This window comes from uncultured Cedecea sp. (assembly GCF_947498825.1).
Classification (GTDB): Bacteria; Pseudomonadota; Gammaproteobacteria; order Enterobacterales; family Enterobacteriaceae; genus JGM124.
Genome location: NZ_CANMLV010000013.1, coordinates 100,074 through 116,816, shown reverse-complemented (window position 1 = coordinate 116,816; position 16,743 = coordinate 100,074). Strand labels below are relative to the sequence as shown.

General features: G+C 48.7%; 14 protein-coding genes and 1 pseudogene. 10 read left to right on the top strand and 5 right to left on the bottom strand.

All coding sequences use genetic code 11. The annotated features are described in order from the left end of the window. Positions 1-187: 187 nt before the first annotated feature. From Q1A40_RS14565 to Q1A40_RS14550, 4 genes are all read left to right on the top strand, one after another. The gene (locus tag Q1A40_RS14565; RefSeq protein ID WP_300001290.1) at positions 188-1,381 is read left to right on the top strand and encodes an MFS transporter; all 1,194 of its coding nucleotides are present in this window, start codon (positions 188-190) and stop codon (positions 1,379-1,381) included. A 26-nt stretch (positions 1,382-1,407) separates the two neighbouring features. Then, complete coding sequence (locus Q1A40_RS14560; protein ID WP_300001270.1) at positions 1,408-2,481, top strand: sugar phosphate isomerase/epimerase; 1,074 nt, start codon at positions 1,408-1,410, stop codon at positions 2,479-2,481. Continuing rightward, a complete protein-coding gene (locus tag Q1A40_RS14555) occupies positions 2,474-3,625 on the top strand; it encodes a Gfo/Idh/MocA family oxidoreductase (RefSeq protein ID WP_300001268.1) in 1,152 nt (383 codons plus the stop codon). Before Q1A40_RS14560 ends, Q1A40_RS14555 begins: the two co-directional genes overlap by 8 nt. 122 nt (positions 3,626-3,747) lie before the next feature. Then, the gene (locus tag Q1A40_RS14550; protein ID WP_300001267.1) at positions 3,748-4,215 is read left to right on the top strand and encodes a GNAT family N-acetyltransferase; all 468 of its coding nucleotides are present in this window, start codon (positions 3,748-3,750) and stop codon (positions 4,213-4,215) included. A gap of 300 nt (positions 4,216-4,515) precedes the next feature. On the opposite strand, the gene Q1A40_RS14545 is transcribed toward Q1A40_RS14550, so the two are convergent. Then, positions 4,516-5,010 (bottom strand): DUF6708 domain-containing protein, encoded by a 495-nt coding sequence (locus tag Q1A40_RS14545; RefSeq protein WP_300001265.1) that lies wholly within the window; start codon positions 5,008-5,010, stop codon positions 4,516-4,518. Between the two features lie 730 nt (positions 5,011-5,740). Between Q1A40_RS14545 and codA the strand changes: the two genes are divergently transcribed. Continuing rightward, entirely contained in the window at positions 5,741-6,979 is a 1,239-nt protein-coding gene (gene codA / locus Q1A40_RS14540; RefSeq protein ID WP_300001264.1) for a cytosine deaminase, read from the top strand. 141 nt (positions 6,980-7,120) lie between these two features. Here the strand turns inward: codA and Q1A40_RS14535 are convergent, their stop codons facing one another. Continuing rightward, the gene (locus Q1A40_RS14535; protein WP_300001262.1) at positions 7,121-8,032 is read right to left on the bottom strand and encodes an alpha/beta hydrolase; all 912 of its coding nucleotides are present in this window, start codon (positions 8,030-8,032) and stop codon (positions 7,121-7,123) included. Positions 8,033-8,247: 215 nt separating this feature from the next. Between Q1A40_RS14535 and Q1A40_RS14530 the strand changes: the two genes are divergently transcribed. After that, positions 8,248-9,237 carry a LacI family DNA-binding transcriptional regulator gene (locus Q1A40_RS14530; RefSeq protein ID WP_300001260.1) on the top strand — a complete coding sequence of 330 codons (990 nt, stop codon included), beginning with the start codon at positions 8,248-8,250 and terminating at the stop codon, positions 9,235-9,237. A gap of 108 nt (positions 9,238-9,345) precedes the next feature. Further along, positions 9,346-10,014, top strand: coding sequence for a 6-phosphogluconate phosphatase (gene yieH, locus Q1A40_RS14525; protein ID WP_300001258.1), 669 nt, complete (start codon positions 9,346-9,348; stop codon positions 10,012-10,014). Between the two features lie 209 nt (positions 10,015-10,223). Here yieH and Q1A40_RS14520 read toward each other — a convergent pair whose 3' ends face one another. Next, complete coding sequence (locus Q1A40_RS14520; RefSeq protein WP_300001256.1) at positions 10,224-10,982, bottom strand: SDR family oxidoreductase; 759 nt, start codon at positions 10,980-10,982, stop codon at positions 10,224-10,226. Positions 10,983-11,101: 119 nt separating this feature from the next. Here Q1A40_RS14520 and Q1A40_RS14515 point away from each other — a divergent pair, with 119 nt between their 5' ends. Together Q1A40_RS14515 and yhjD are read left to right on the top strand one after the other, a co-directional pair. Beyond that, on the top strand, positions 11,102-12,001 hold the full coding sequence (locus Q1A40_RS14515; protein ID WP_300001254.1) for a LysR family transcriptional regulator: 900 nt from the start codon (positions 11,102-11,104) through the stop codon (positions 11,999-12,001). A gap of 213 nt (positions 12,002-12,214) precedes the next feature. Continuing rightward, positions 12,215-13,093, top strand: a pseudogene (gene yhjD / locus Q1A40_RS14510) (inner membrane protein YhjD); the annotation flags it as partial. 67 nt (positions 13,094-13,160) lie between these two features. On the opposite strand, the gene pdeH reads toward yhjD, so the two are convergent. Then, positions 13,161-13,934: a cyclic-guanylate-specific phosphodiesterase gene (gene pdeH / locus Q1A40_RS14505; protein WP_300001252.1), complete on the bottom strand. Its 774-nt coding sequence runs from the start codon at positions 13,932-13,934 to the stop codon at positions 13,161-13,163. A gap of 241 nt (positions 13,935-14,175) precedes the next feature. On the opposite strand from pdeH, the gene Q1A40_RS14500 reads away from it, so the two are divergent. Beyond that, positions 14,176-15,108 (top strand): sugar kinase, encoded by a 933-nt coding sequence (locus tag Q1A40_RS14500; protein ID WP_300001251.1) that lies wholly within the window; start codon positions 14,176-14,178, stop codon positions 15,106-15,108. 110 nt (positions 15,109-15,218) lie between these two features. Here the strand turns inward: Q1A40_RS14500 and Q1A40_RS14495 are convergent, their stop codons facing one another. After that, positions 15,219-16,691 (bottom strand): pitrilysin family protein, encoded by a 1,473-nt coding sequence (locus Q1A40_RS14495; protein WP_300001249.1) that lies wholly within the window; start codon positions 16,689-16,691, stop codon positions 15,219-15,221. Positions 16,692-16,743: the final 52 nt, after the last annotated feature.

Genomic DNA, 16,743 nt, shown 5'->3' with positions numbered 1-16,743 from the left:
TGCCTGGCGTGATATCCCTTTTTTTAGGGATCTCTGAATGCTCTCACCCCAAAGTTAAAATTTGTGATCCAGTCTTGAGATATTCATTTTGTAATCGATTACTTTCATGCAACAGCTAATTGTAATCGATTACTTTTCTTTGGGGAGTATTAACGTGGCTACAACACAAAACACAACAAATGCCCACATGACCCAGCGTATGCTGGTTCCGCGGCTCTCATTGATGATGTTTCTTCAATTCTTTATCTGGGGTAGCTGGTCGGTCACACTTGGGCTGGTCATGGCCCAGCATAATATGTCATTGCTGATAGGCGATGCTTTCTCTGCCGGGCCGATTGCCTCAATTCTGTCACCTTTTGTTCTGGGTATGCTGGTAGACCGTTTCTTCCCATCCCAGAAGGTGCTGGCTGTTATGCACCTGCTGGGCGCGATTATCCTGTGGTTTGTTCCCCAGGCGATTCTCGCTGAGAATGGTACTCTGCTGATTGCCTTACTGTTTGGCTATACCTTGTGCTATATGCCAACACTGGCACTCACCAATAACATTGCCTTCCATAGCCTGGTAAACAGTGAAAAAGGCTTCCCTGTGGTGCGGGTGTTCGGCACCATTGGTTGGATAGTCGCCGGCCTGTTCATTGGCTTCACGGGGGTTGCTTCCAGCGTCAGTATCTTTACCGTCGCCGCTATCTGTTCGGTTATTCTGGCTATTTATAGTCTCAGCTTGCCGCATACACCTGCTCCGGCTAAAGGTTTACCTTTTAAAGTTCGCGATCTGTTCTGTGCTGATGCCTTTGCTCTGCTGAAAATCCGTCACTTCTTTATTTTCTCCCTCTGCGCCACGCTGATCTCTATCCCACTGGGCACCTATTATGCGTTCACGGCTTCCTGGCTCGCAGATGCTGGCGTAGAAAATATCAGTAGCCTGATGTCCTTCGGTCAGATGTCCGAAATCTTCTTTATGCTGGTGATCCCGCTACTGTTCCGCCGCCTGGGCGTGAAATACATGTTGCTGATCGGTATGTTTGCCTGGTTTGTACGCTATGCCCTGTTTGCGATGGGCATGGGTGAAGAAGGACGGGCACTGATCTGGCTTGGCATTCTGTTACACGGCGTCTGCTATGACTTCTTCTTTGTTGTCGGCTTTATCTACACCGATCGTATCGCCGGAGACAAAGTAAAAGGTCAGGCACAAAGCATGGTTGTCATGTTTACCTATGGCATCGGTATGTTGCTCGGTTCACAGATTTCCGGTGCGCTCTACAACAGCTTAGTTGCGGGTCAGGCTTCTGCCGAAAGCTGGGGCTTATTCTGGTGGATCCCGGCCATTGCAGCCGCAATCATTGCCATATTGTTCATGTTTACATTTAAGTATCGCGATTAAGTGTTTGTTGTTATTGGAGGTGATTTTTGAAAACGTTAAAAGGCCCGGGTATTTTTCTTTCACAGTTTATCGGCAGTGAAGCACCATTTAACTCGTTGGAAGGCCTGGCTAAATGGGCGTCAGCACTGGGCTTCCAGGCGCTACAAATTCCCTGTAATCACCCGGCCATTTTCGATTTACAACGGGCGGCGACCAGTCAGACTTACTGTGATGAGCTACTGGGGTTACTGAAGCACTACGGGTTGAGCATTAGCGAATTATCGACCCACCTTGAAGGTCAGCTGATTGCGGTTCATCCTGCTCACGACGTGGCTTTTGATAACTTTGCTCCCGTTCACCTGCGTGGTGACCGGGAGGCACGTACCGCCTGGGCAACAGAGCAGGTGAAACTTGCAGCGGTTGCGTCAAAGAACCTTGGACTGAAAGCCCATGCAACTTTCTCCGGTTCGCTAGCCTGGCCCTATGTTTATCCCTGGCCTCCACATAACCCGCAGTTACTGGAAGAAGCATTTGCTGAACTGGCTCGTCGCTGGCTGCCGATACTGGATGTCTTTGATGAGCATGGGGTTGATGTTTGCTACGAATTGCATCCGGGCGAAGACTTGCATGATGGGGCAACCTTTGAGCGATTCCTGGCGCGGGTCAATCATCATCCGCGCTGTAATATTTTGTTCGACCCCAGTCATCTGCTGTTACAGCACATAGACTACCTGCAATTTATTGATATTTACCACAATAGAATCAAAGCCTTTCACGTTAAAGATGCCGAATATCTGGCCAATGGCCGTACCGGAGTCTACGGTGGCTATCTGAAATGGATTGACCGCGCAGGACGCTTCCGTTCACCGGGCGACGGGCAGGTAGATTTTAAAGGGATCTTCAGCAAACTAGCACAGTATGACTATGAAGGCTGGGCGGTTCTGGAATGGGAATGCTGCCTTAAAGATGCTGAAACCGGTGCCCGGGAAGGCGCACAGTTTATTCGTAATAACATTATTCCTGTGGCCAAACGCGCCTTCGATGACTTCGCCGCGCAGGATGGCAGTGATAACAGCGTACGTGCGCAGTTGGGTTTAACCGGGGAGAGTAAAAATGATTAATGTCGGCATTATCGGCAGTGGTTTTATCGGCCCGGCGCATATTGAAGCTCTGCGACGCCTCGGCAATATCAATGTCGTGGCCCTGTGTGATCATAGTCAGGAAAGCGCCGACGCTCAGGCGAAAACGCTACAGGTTCCCCACGCTTACAGCGACGTTACCGCATTTTTGCAACATCCTGATTTACATGCAGTACATAACTGCACCCCGAACCATCTGCACGCGGCCATCAATAAACAAGTACTGCTGGCAGGTAAGCACCTGTTCTCTGAAAAACCACTCTGTATGACGATGGAAGAGGCCCATGAACTGGTATCCCTGGCAGAGCAAGCCGGTGTGGTGAATGGGGTCAGCTTTGTCTACCGTCAGTTTGCTATGGTGCAGCAGGCGGCAAATATGGTGAAACATGACCAGATTGGGCGTATTTTTGCCGTCCAGGGTGGCTATTTGCAAGACTGGATGCTGGAAGAAACCGACTATAACTGGCGGGTGGAAGCAGGCCAGGGCGGAGCATCTCGTGCGGTCGCAGATATCGGTTCACACTGGTGTGACACTTTACAGTTTGTCACCGGACGTAAAATTGTTGCAGTGATGGCAGATCTCGCTATCGTCTGGCCAACGCGTAAAGCAAATATTACTGGCTCTTCCACCTTTAGCGAAAAAACACAGCAAGCGGTGTATGAGGACAAGCCGGTTAATACTGAAGACTTGGGCTTTATACTGTTGCGTTTTGATGATGGCAGCAAAGGCTGCCTGAGCGTATCGCAAGTGGCTGCCGGGCGTAAAAACCGCCTGAATCTGGAGATTAGCGGCAGCAAAGCTTCTCTGGCCTGGGATCAGGAGGTTCCTCAGCAACTGTGGATCGGGCACCGTCATCAGGCAAATCAAATTCTGATGGATGATCCTTCGCTATTAAATGGCGATATCGCATCCCGCGCCCGTTTCCCGGGCGGGCATATTGAAGGCTGGCCTGACGCTTTCCGGGCAATGATGCAGCAGTTTTATCAGGCTGTAGAGCAAGGTCAAATGCCAGAGAAAGGGTCAGCAACCTTCGCCACCTTCAAAGACGGAGCCCAGGTAATGGCCATCGTTGATGCCATTATGCAAAGCCACCAACAGCAGCGCTGGATAGAGGTAGATTACTGATAAAATACCGCCGACAGAGAGGGAGTGTTGTTCTTTCCCTCTTTTTGCCATTCGAAAAACTTGCTAAAAACTCAAGTTCATGACGTTATAAATTCCCATAACGTCATAACGGAAGAGCCAAAATGCAAATCAGACCGCTGATGGATAATCCTGATTATCTTGCCCAGACCTCAGACTTACTATTCAGGGAATGGTCTTCCCTGGCCTTATGGGCAGACGAGGAAAAGATTCAGGCACGGCTCATTGCGCGTAACGCCTCAGATAGCAGCCAGATTACCCTGGTTGCGATTGACACAGAAAACAGGGTGATAGCCACAGCCAGTCTCGTTCACTACGAACTGAATGATAATCCTCAGCGCATGCACTGGCTGGGAGAGATAATCACCAAGCCTTCACACCGTGGTCAGGGAACAGGAACTCTGCTGATTAACGCACTAATTAAACATGCCTCTGAGCAAAAGATGACTGAGCTATGGCTTTACACACCGGATATGCAGCCTTTATACCGCAAGCTGGGATGGGAAGAGAAAGAGACCCGAATAGTGGACGGGGAATCTGTTAGCCTGATGGTTTTAAATCTCGATAAGTAACAGGTTACTTTAAGCTTGAATGACCGCAGTAACAGCCGCTGCGTCACCCTTTCACCGAAACATGCCACCTAAATGCAGGCAACGAATTGAAAAACTGACCCACTATCCGATAATTTGGGGTTCTACGCCGGAATGCCTGATTTTTCCGGCGCCAGGACGATTAGCGCTGAAAAACTCAGCAACATGCCAGTGGCGGTAACCATGGGTCACTGATGGACCGCTTTAGTTTCTGTGGTCTTATGATACTCAGTTGACGGGCTAAGCCAGTACGTACAAAAATAAACTACCTCAAGCAGATCCTTACGGGGCCGTGGTCGATTCCCGGTCCAAATCGTCCGGCCAGCGGATGGTTTTTACCGGCGTCCAGCTCCGGGGCACGGCTGTAATAATCGGCGTTTTTGGCACGTTTTTCCCCTGCATATACTGGCAACAATGACTCCACAAATTTTTCTGGTGGAGACCTCCGGCCTGGAAATTCAGCAAAAAACGATCCACTACCTGATACGTCCCTGGCTCGCAGACGGCACAGGATAACAGGTAGCCCGAGCTGTAATGCCCGCTCTTGCGGACTATTTCACCATGTACATCCGCCCAGTCGAAAACCTTTATCGTCGTCGGCCACGGGAACCACGGCAGGCCGCGCTTATGCTCATAGACATAGACTTTTTGCCGCTTACGGTTTAGCCGGACAGGTGCCCCCCGGGGCACAAAAGCAACCATCCTGAATATATACAACACAATACTAAAAAAGATAAATACAACTAACGCGAGCTCAGAGCTTTTGGAGTCAATCATTTCTTCCACAAAAAACAACATCGCAACCAGAGATGGAGGGATTAGAGTCCAGAATCCCCACCATGAAATTTTATCCTCATAGCGGGGGAGCTCCATCCATACATCATTTATCTCATTTACCCGGATAAGACAGGGGGGGCACTCTGCGATTCGTTAATCTCCGGCAGGTCCTCATCCCAGTCTTTAACCTGCGGGGTCAGCCGGGAAAATCCCGGTTGCTGAAGAGTGTTGGGTGGCCTGGCCGCCTTTTCCTCTGCCCTGTGAGTTCTTGCTCTGTATGTTTTTTTCATCGTCCCTTCTTCTCAGTTCGTTTTTGTTGTCAGTCCGGACTGATTATTTATATCGTCATTGCTGGAATTAGGCTCCCTTTTCTCGCGCAGGATTTACAACCCGACGGTTCAACTGCTAGCTGGGCGACTCCCCGTTTTTCCATAGACTTCGCCCTCTTGATGACTCCCTCGCGCGCCGTCCCATCATGATGCGAAATTTTGCACCCTGCACCATACTCTGACAATTATTCGCATATTAATGACGGTTTATGTGCAACATGCATACTTCATAGAGTTACCTCTGTCCGGGTATTTTTGGCATGTCTCTTGCTCTTTTGGTATGACTATTCAGACAGCCACTCAGAGGTTCCACTATCTCAAGCAGCAACTGGATGTTACCCGCCCCCAGCTGGGGTAATATTACGCCTTGAAGGGATACATAACCATTTACGGGAACATCTATGAAAATTATCAACGCACGCCTGAGACACAAAGACGCACTTTATACGCTTGAATTACATGACGGTGTAATTAAAAGCCTCACTTCTCAGCACTCGGTACAGGTCGCCGGAAGCGGCGATATCGATGCGCAACAAAAGCTGGTTATCCCGCCGTTCGTCGAACCGCATATCCATCTCGATGCCACCCTGACAGCAGGTGAACCAGAGTGGAATATGAGCGGCACGCTGTTTGAAGGCATTACCCGCTGGAGCCAACGCAAGGAGAGCGTGACCCCCGAAGATACGCGTCAGCGCGCGCTGAAAACCATCGGTATGCTGCGCGATAATGGTGTACAGCACGTTCGTACCCACATTGATGTTACCGATCCCTCTCTGACTGCTCTGAAAGCGATGCTGAAAGTGAAAAAAGAGGCCGCTCATCTTATCGATCTGCAAATCGTCGCCTTCCCCCAGGAGGGAATAGAATCCTTCCCCGGCGGGCGGGAGCTGATGACCCGCGCGATTGAAATGGGAGCCGACGTGGTCGGTGGAATACCACACTACGAAAATACCCGGGATAAAGGTGTCAGTTCACTTACCTTTCTTATGGGCCTGGCCCAGCGCCACGGCTGCCTGGTCGATGTGCACTGCGATGAAACAGACGATCCTCAGTCTCGCTTCCTGGAAGTGTTGGCGGAGGAGGCCCGAGTTCGGGGTATGGGGGCACGAGTTACCGCCAGCCATACCTGCGCTATGGGTTCCTATGATAATGCTTACTGTTCAAAACTGTTCCGGCTGCTGAAAGCGTCGGGCATCAACTTTATTTCCTGCCCGACCGAAAGTATTCATTTGCAGGGACGCTTCGATAGCTGGCCGAAACGGCGCGGCGTGACGCGGGTAGCTGAGCTGGATCGTGCCGGGATCAATGTCTGTTTCGCTCAGGATTCCATCCAGGATCCATGGTATCCGCTGGGTAACGGCAACATCATGCGCATCCTCGATGCTGGCCTGCATATCTGCCACATGCTGGGATATGAAGACTTACAGCGCTGTCTTGATCTGATTACCGATAACAGCGCCCGGGCACTGTGCCTGGGCGATAACTATGGCATCGTCGAAGGACGCCCGGCTAACCTGCTGATCCTGGACGCGGAAAATGACTATGATGCGGTGTGCCGCCAGGCCAGAGTACTAACATCTGTCCGTCACGGTAAAATCATTATGCAGCGCCAGCCGGAACAGATTGACTATCCGGGCTGATGTCTTAAATACGCCCGGCCAGTTACCTGCCGGGCTAAATATTCACGTTACCTCACGCCATTATCCTGGCTTGCAGCTACAGCGTGATATTCACACCTGAATCGTGCGAGTCGTCTGTAGGCTGCTGAGTAAGAATACCTTTTATTCGTTTAAGAATGACGCAACCACGCCGGAAAACCGTTCTGGCTGATCAAGCATGACAAAATGAAAACTGTCATCAATCCGTGTGAAGTGGATATCTGATGCAGAGGAATAAGCCTGGCGGTACATTGCATCCACGCGGGTAGCAGGTATCCCGAATAAGGGGTCATACGCGTAAACGACCTCGATCGGTGCTCTGATACGGCCAAGTTCAGGACGCAAATCGGTCACCATCAGTTCATACACTGCATCCGCCATGGTTTTAGGATCAGAGTTGACCCCGGCAGCCACCAGTGCAGGCCTCACTGCCTCGGTCTTCGCTAAACGGTCTATGGATGTCTTCTGAAACTCTACCCTTTGCTCCGGTGACTGCTCCAGTAACCAGTCCCGCATAGCCGTCGCATGCCGGGTAGCGGTTTCGCTGGTCGCCGCAGGATCAATAATCAAGGTATAGAACGGCAAAGCATCGACTATCATCAAGCGCCCAACCTGCTCGGGATGGCGGGATCCCAGCATCAACGCAATCTCTCCTCCAAGGGAATGACCGATTATCACGGGGGCGTTGATATGTTGAGTCTTGATGTATTCAGCGATAGCGTCAGCGGCTTGAGCGATGACCTTCCCTTCTGAATTTGGAATAGCAGGCGTACTCGCAAAGCCCGCAAGTTCGACAAGATGAAGGCGGTGCTTCATGCGTAAACTCGCTGCTAAGTCGGTCCAAACTTCGCGAGACGACGCCAGACCCGGAATCAATATGATATCCGTTCCTGAGCCTTGCACCTGTACAGAGAAACGCTGAGAGCCAGAGGATTCTGAAGGTATGGGCAGAGGCTGAGCTACGGATACTGAAACCAGGCCTGACATAAATAAAAGAGTGCCTCCGATCATTGCACGGATATTTGCGGTGTTCATCAGCTCTCCCTGTTTAAGCTGAGCGGTGTGCGATTGACAGGAGCGCATTGGTAAAAAAGCAGTATATCATTAGTGCACTCTGATTAACTGGTCAGCCACGCAAAAACCATTGCAAAAGCCCGTCGTTAACACCTGAATCATACGAGTAGCCTGTAGGCGCTGAGTAAAATATGGTAGCCTGCAAGTCAGAATCTGATGCAGGAAGCTCGTCCGTCATGTCCATTCAAAAAATCGCAAAACTGGCCAATGTTTCCGTCGCTACGGTGTCGCGAGTGTTGAACAACAGCGACAGCGTAAAAGAAAAAAACCGGGAAAAGGTCCTTCAGGCGATAAAAGCCAGCAACTATCAACCTAATCTACTTGCGCGCCAGCTACGTACCGCGCGTAGCTCAATGGTGTTGGTTCTGGTTTCTGATATTTCAAACCCGTTTTGCGCCGAAATAGTGAAAGGTATTGAAGAGCAGGCTGAAATGAGTGGCTATCGCATTCTGCTGTGTAACTCTGGTTCGGACATTAATCGATCGCGCTCCAGCCTGCAGCTGCTGGCTGGGAAAATGGTCGATGGCGTCATTACCATGGATGCTTTCACAATCCTGTCAGAATTGACCCAGATGATAAATGGCATGCCGTGGGTACAGTGTGCTGAATATGCAGATTCCGGGGATATCTCGGGTGTCGGCATCAACGATATCGATGCCTCTCGCCAGATGGTTGCTCACCTGGTGAGCAGTGGGCGCAAACGTATTGCCCTGATTAACCATGATGTAAAATACAAATATGCGAAACTTCGCCAACAGGGTTATCAGCAAGAACTCGCCAATTGCGGTTTAACATGGCAGGCAATCAGCTATGCCAGTGAACTGAGCTTTCATTCGGGTAAACAGGTAATGCAACAGCTATTAGCATCAGATACGCGGCCAGATGCGGTCTTTGCCATATCCGATACCCTGGCGGCAGGTGCGATGTCCGCCATCGAAGCCGCTGGATTACGCATTCCGCAAGATATCGCTGTAGCAGGTTTTGATGGTACAGAGCTGGCAGAAATGGTCTCACCGCCTCTGACCACTATCGTACAGCCTTCCCGTGATATTGGTCGTAAAGCCTTCAGCTTACTGTTACAGAAAATTGATGATCCGCAATCACAAACTGAGCGCGTGATGATGGACTGGCGCTTGATGGAACGCGCCAGTACCCAGAGTAACTAGTGGGACAGTTCTTTCCGTTTCGTTTGGTACGGGAAATAGCCTGTTAGGATGATTGCCTGCGCTAAAACGTTTACAGTAATGGGTCTACCAGACATTTAAGGAAAACACATGTCCCCCGTTGAGGCTGTTTTTTTCGACTGTGATGGCACTTTAGTCGATAGTGAAGTGATCTGTTCCAAAGCTTATGTGCATATGTTTGCCCAGTACGGCATCCAGATGTCACTGGAGGAAATGTTTAAGACTTTCAAGGGGGTAAAACTCTACGAAATCATCGATACCGTCTGTGCTCAGCATGGTATGACATTATCTAAATTAGAGCTGGAAACTGTTTTCCGCCAGGAAGTGGCTCGCTTATTTGACAGTGAATTACAGGAAATTGAAGGGGCAAATGCCCTGCTGGAAAAAATTCATATCCCTATGTGTATCGTGTCAAATGGCCCGGCAAGCAAAATGCATCACTCCCTCGGCAATACCGGTCTGCGGCATTACTTCCCAGACTCAGTGCTGTATAGCGGCTACGATATTCAGTGCTGGAAGCCTGATCCGGCATTAATGTTTCATGCAGCGGACAATATGGGCGTCAATGCGCAGCGCTGTATTCTGATAGATGACTCCGTCGCAGGTGCACAATCTGGCATTGCTGCCGGAATGGAAGTGTTCTATTTTTGTGCCGACGCGCATAACAAGCCGCTCTCTCATCCGAAAGTCACCACTTTTACCCATCTCAGCCAGTTACCTGATCTATGGCGGGCACGAGGATGGGATATCACGCGTTAAGTGGCCAGAATATCCCCCATCGGGGGATATTCTGATTGCTGACAAAGAAGGAAAAAACGTGGTTTTTCCTTCTTTGTGTTATCAGCCGAAAATCAACAAATTGATTTTCCTGTTTATTTTCGTAAATAAGCGCTGAGAATTAGATATCACTTTAGCTTTGTCATCAGTCTCAATATCCCCCATCGGGGGATATTCCCGTTCATCTGGATTTATAAAAACATTCCGCCGGATGCTTCAATACGCTGTGCGTTTACCCAGCCCATCTCTTCATTCAGGATCACCGCAATCGCCTGGCCGATATCATCAGGCTGGCCAACCCGGCCTAACGCTGTTTGTGAGGCAATAGCCTGCGCAACATGTGGATTGTCTCTTACTGCCCCTTCACCAAAATCAGTCGCAATAGCGCCTGGTGCAATAATATTCACCGCAATACCACGCGGTCCCAGCTCTTTCGCCTGATAGACTGTCAGCACCTCCATTGCCCCTTTCATCGCGGCATAAGCCGCTTTTCCTGGTAACGTAAAGCGGGTCAAACCGGTTGAGACATTCAGGATCCGTCCGCCATTTGCCAGCAGTGGCAGTAGTTGTTGTGTCAGGAAAAACGGGCCTTTAAGATGAATATTCATCAGCAGGTCAAATTGAGCTTCGGTAGTGTCAGAAAAGCTCGCATCAATACCCACTCCAGCATTGTTCAATAAATAATCAAAGGTGTTACGCCCCCACAGAAGACCCAGTTGTTCACTAACCTTTGAGACAAACGTATTAAAGGTCGATGAATCGCCGACATTAAGCAGAATTGCTGCCGATTTCCTGCCCATTCGTTGAATTTCTTCAACAACATTCTGCGCTTCTTGTTGTTGACTGTGGTAGGTAATGAGTACATCGACTCCCTTTGCTGCCAGAGCTAAAGCCGCGTTTTTACCTAAGCCACGACTACCGCCAGTGATTAAAACGATACGCTGATGCATGAGAATCCTCTTTATTAACCTGGATATGCGGAAAACAAAGCTTATTAGCTATTAAAGAGACAATAAATACGCCAGAATACGTTTAACTGTTTCATTTGGAACAACAATACGAGTAAACGATGGATAAAATATACGCAATGCAGTTGTTCTTGTGTGTTGCAGAGCGAGAGAGTTTTACCCGTGCAGCTGAAAGTCTCGGTATCCCGAAAGGAAGCCTTTCCCGACAAATTCAGGCACTGGAAAATATGCTCGGTACGCGTTTATTACATCGAACCACGCGTCGTGTTCAGCTGACACAAGATGGCATGGTGTATTACGAACGCGCCCGGGATTTACTGGCAAATATCGATGAGCTTGATGGTCTGTTCCAGCATGACCCGGCTAGTGTGAGTGGCCGGTTACGGGTTGATATGCCGGTAGGCCTGGCGCGAGGTTTGGTTATCCCGAAACTGCGCGAATTTCTACAGCTCTATCCGGGAATTGAGCTGGAACTCAGTAGCTGTGACCGTCTGGTTGATGTCATACGGGAAGGTTTTGATTGTGTGGTCCGTGTCGGACATCTGAAAGATTCTGGTCTGATAGCGCGTTCTGTCGGTAAACTAACGATGATTAACTGTGCCAGTCCGGATTATCTGCTACGTTTCGGTTACCCGGAAACACTGGATGACCTGTCATCACATGCCGTGGTTCACTATGCGGTAAACTTAGGAACACGGCCCCAGGGGTTTGAAGTCTGGGCAGACAATACTGTCCGCTGGGTAAAAACCGGGGGCACCCTGACTGTCAATAGCACAGAAACATACCAGGCTTCCTGTCTGGCGGGGCTGGGCATTATTCAGGTACCACGTATTGGCGTTAAGTCTTTGTTAAAGCTTGGTAGCCTGACTGAAATTTTACCGCAATACCGTGCCGAACCGATGCCTGTTTCATTGCTTTATCCTCATCGCCGTAACCTGTCACGCCGGGTACATTTATTTATGGAGTGGCTGACTGGAGTACTAAAAAACTATGTTGATTAAGCTACCCATTATACTTTCTTAGCAACCTGCTATACCAAAAGGAAAATTTGCCTGATGAATAGCGAAAAAAAGCCCATCACACCGCCTGAAAAACAGGATACTCGCTCTTATGAACAGGATGTTCCCGTGAGTGAACAACAAAAAGATCTGGTCACATTTAAAACCGCTAACAGTGCATTAAACAGCACCATTAAGACCGTGAATAAGACCGCAAGAAATCCAATTGTGGCTCACCTGTTACGCACCGTAGAGCGCTTCAATGACCGCATGGGTAATCAGTTTGGTGCTGCTATTACTTATTTTTCATTTCTCTCACTGATCCCCATGCTGATGGTATCTTTCGCCGCCGGTGGTTATATCCTTGCCGAGCACCCTACGCTATTAGAAGATATCTTCGCCAAAATACTCAGTAATGTCAGCGATCCCACCCTGGCAGCGACGCTAAAAAACACCCTAAATATTGCTATCCAACAACGTACTACTGTTGGTCTGGTCGGCTTACTGATTGCCCTGTATTCCGGTATTAACTGGATGGGTAATCTGCGAGAAGCAGTGAGGGCTCAAACGAGAGAAACCTGGGAACGCACGGAGCAAGATAAAGAGAAAATCTGGACTAAGTATTTACGCGATTTTGTCTATTTAACCGGCATGCTGGTAGCCATAATTCTGACGCTCATCATCACCTCTGTCTCTGGCTCTGCGCAGTCGCTGATTATTCGTTTTCTGCATCTGGAGTCAATTGAGTGGCTACGCCCCACCTGGCATTTAGTCGGTCTGGCTGTGTCTATTTGCGCCAACTATTTACTGTTTTTCTGGATTTTCTGGCGACTTCCTTATCAGCATCCACCCAGGAAGGCGCTCATTCGCGGTACGCTGATAGCTGCTATAGGCTTTGAGATCATTAAAATGATAATGACCTACAGTCTGCCTAAACTTGTCAGTTCCCCCTCCGGGGCTGCATTTGGTTCAGTGCTGGGGTTAATGGCCTTTTTTTATTTCTTCGCTCGCCTGACCCTGCTCTGCGCTGCCTGGATTGGTACTGCGGAATATCCGGAGGACAAAAAGCCATCCGATAAAAAGACGGAACAGTAATGTTTTATGCGGGAGTTCACCCTCTCTGGCTGAGGAGAGGGTGCGTAGATATTTTACTCATAAGGCATCACGCAAGATGTATCAGGACGTTTTTCAGCTGGGCAAAGGGCACCGGGCGTGAAAAATAATATCCCTGGGCTGCAAACGCCGGCGAGGCTTGCACATCTAACCACTCGTCACGCGTTTCAACCCCTTCAACAATCACACCTTTGCAGTGACTGTTCATCAGATGAATTAACGTGGTAAACAGATTACGTCCTTCATCGCTTTTTCTCAGCATGATAAACAACTCGCGCGCAACCTTAATGTAGTCATAACAGACCTCACTCAGTGCGGAGAAGTTTGCCATTCCGGTTCCAAAATCATCCAGCCATAGTGGTCCGAACTCTTTGATTCTGACCAATGTCTCTGTTGTCGGTAACGTAATATGCTCAACCAGTTCAAATCGTACCCACGGAAGTCTGTCTATCAGGTCTCTAATAGACTGATGAGTCTTCATCGCCAGGAGGGTTGGACCATCAACGTTAATCGATGCCAGGATATCATATTTAAGAAAGAGATTTTCTTGTGCCAGCAGGCATTGTAGTTGCTCTTCAATAACTAACAGGCGATAACGAATGGGAATAGAAGAGAAATAACGATCGGGTGGTATACGAATACTGCCATCATCAGGATGTGTTACTACAGTGAGCATTTCAACAGCCATCAGTTTACCATCGGTTTTATAGATTGGCTGGATGGTGTACTCACGCAGACACTGCAACCAAAATCGTCGTTGCTGTAAACTTTCCACACTCGCTTCAAACGTATTCAGCCTGTGAGTGATCTGCTTCAACTTCATCTGCATGTCCTGTTTGATGTGATTACCCGCATAGCTCATCGAGAGATTATCGGCGTTGAGGTTAAGAACTTTATGCTCATCTTCAATACAAGGTCTAACCCGACAAATATTACCCTATTATAAAAACACTGACGGATTCGATTTTTTTAGAAACATTGTTTTAAATAATTTGACTCGCCTGACAACGCAACCGACAATGAAAATATTTCCTTCTGAGTTCATTTTATCTACGGGTTTCCCTATGCCAAACAAGAAAATAGCCGTTATTGGTGAATGCATGATAGAGCTATCCCAAAAAGGTGCGGATGTTAGCCGCGGCTTTGGTGGTGATACTCTGAACACTTCCGTGTACATCGCCCGTCAGGTCGATGCCGATAAGCTCGCAGTACATTATATTACTGCTCTCGGTAACGATAGTTTTAGTCAACAAATGTTAGAAGCCTGGCAACAAGAAAACGTCCAGACGACGCTGATACAGCGTCTGGAGCATCGTCTTCCAGGACTCTATTACATTGAAACGGATGCCAGCGGCGAACGTACTTTCTACTACTGGCGCAACGAAGCAGCAGCTCGCTTCTGGCTTGAAAGCGAACAGTCAGAGGAGATCTGTGCTGAACTGGCACAATTCGACTACCTCTATCTGAGTGGTATCAGCCTCGCAATTCTTGACTCCACAAGTCGCAGTAAACTATTTGATCTGCTGGAGAAAACCCGTGCTAACGGCGGAAAAGTTATTTTTGATAATAACTATCGTCCACGGTTATGGGCAAGCAAAGAGGAAACACAGCAAGTTTATCAGCAAGTTCTTACCCATACTGACATCGCCTTCCTGACGCTTGATGATGAAGATGCTTTATGGGGAGAAAAACCTGTCGAAGAGGTTATTCAGCGTACTCATGCAGCAGGCGTGAATGAAGTCGTCATTAAGCGTGGCGCAGACACCTGCCTGGTTGCGATTAAAGGTGAGCCTGTCAAAGAAGTACCGGCGATTAAATTACCGAAAGAGAAGGTGATTGATACCACTGCGGCGGGTGATTCCTTCAGTGCAGGTTACCTGGCTGTGCGCCTCAACGGTGGAACACCAGAGGAAGCAGCAAAACGCGGGCATTTGACGGCAAGTACCGTTATTCAATACCGCGGCGCGATCATTCCTAAAGACGCAATGCCAGAATAAATGTGTTATCCGCACAATGAAGGAAAAATCACGTTTTTTCTTCATTGTCAGCAATCTGAAGGGAGCCAGATGAATGGCTCCCTTATATCTGATTCAGATAGCAGTACAGGCTAGGGCGATACGGCTTCGACGCTGGTCACTTCCTGCTTGGGATCATCTGTAGCGGGTGGTGTCGCCTTTGGCATCATCACTTTATCCCAGACAGCTTGCAGCTCTTTCATATTATATTCTGGCTCACCCTGAGGTTGCAGAAGTATCAATGACATATCATGAGAAAGCTGCTGACGCAGGTCTTGATTTAAAACAGTGACCGTCAGGTTATCAAGAAAGTCCTGCCGCAGTTTCTGATAATTTTCTGGCGCGATATCTACCACCTGATTTCTCTGAGAACGTATACGCTGCTCCATCAGCATGTCGGTATCCATTCGGGCATAAGTGATAAATAACTGACTTAACTCCTTTTTCTTCTGCGTGACCAGTGTATTAAACTCATTTTGTGACAGGCCATTATTTTTCACTGCCAGTAATTCTCGTCCCACCAGCTCCAGATTGGTGTTTAATTTATCAGTGGGCGATTCAATATTAATGGCACATTGAGCAAGCTGATAAAGTACGCCACAATCAAAGCTCAAGTTGATGTCTTTAATGTTCTTTTTTTCCAGACGCTGCTGCACATTCCAGAACAACGCTTCCCGGGCCAAATCTGCGCGCCAATAGTTCAGCAATGCGCCAGACTCACGAATAGGCTGCCAGGGAGTATCCCAGGTCAGTGATAATTTATTCTGACGAACATGGTTACTCATCAAACTCACTGGAACAGGTTTGAGTGCCGCTAATGTTGGTACTGGAGCGGGCACTTCACGCTTCCCTTGCAGTTCGCCAAAGGTTTTGTTCAATTGTTCAACCAGACTACGACTATCAACATTGCCAACGACAATTAACGTCATCGCATCCGGCGTATACCATTTATCGTAGAAACTCTTTAGTTTTTCGGCATCAATCGGGTGAATGATGTTGCTCGCGGGGTCGTGCCCTAACAAGGTAGAACCCTTCAAACGATAGCGCCACCAGTTATCTTGAGTATCAGGCCACGTCTTTACCGGGTCATCCATACCTAAAGTCGCATTAACTGTTTCTGAAGTGACCTGTAAGTCACCCGTATTCTTCGCCAGAGTATGTAACGCCGTTTTGAGCAAGTCACTGCGATTATTAGGCAGGCTTAAATGAAATAATGTGCTGTCATAAGAAACTATCGCAGGGGGAGCGGGACGCTGTGGATCAACACTCTGCTGCCATAGAGAACCTTCCTGTTGCCCCACCTGACTCAGCATCAGGCGTGACAGAAAATGACTGAAACCGCTCTGCTGTGCACTTTCTACCAGCGATCCGGTATTAATCAGTAAACGCATTTCCACGCGATCGCTCGGTCGCTGAGGCGTAGCTAAAATCTGCCACTGAAAACCATTTGCCAGTTTTCCTTGCTGCCAGGCTTGGTCAGGAAGCAATGTTTCAGCCTGCACATAACCGCCAGTGATGAGTAGCAGCAACCCACCGGCTAAAAGTCTAATTTTGCTGTTCTGCATGTAAACCCCTAAAAACAATCCGGGTTAAAAAATAGATGCCGCGAGCGATATG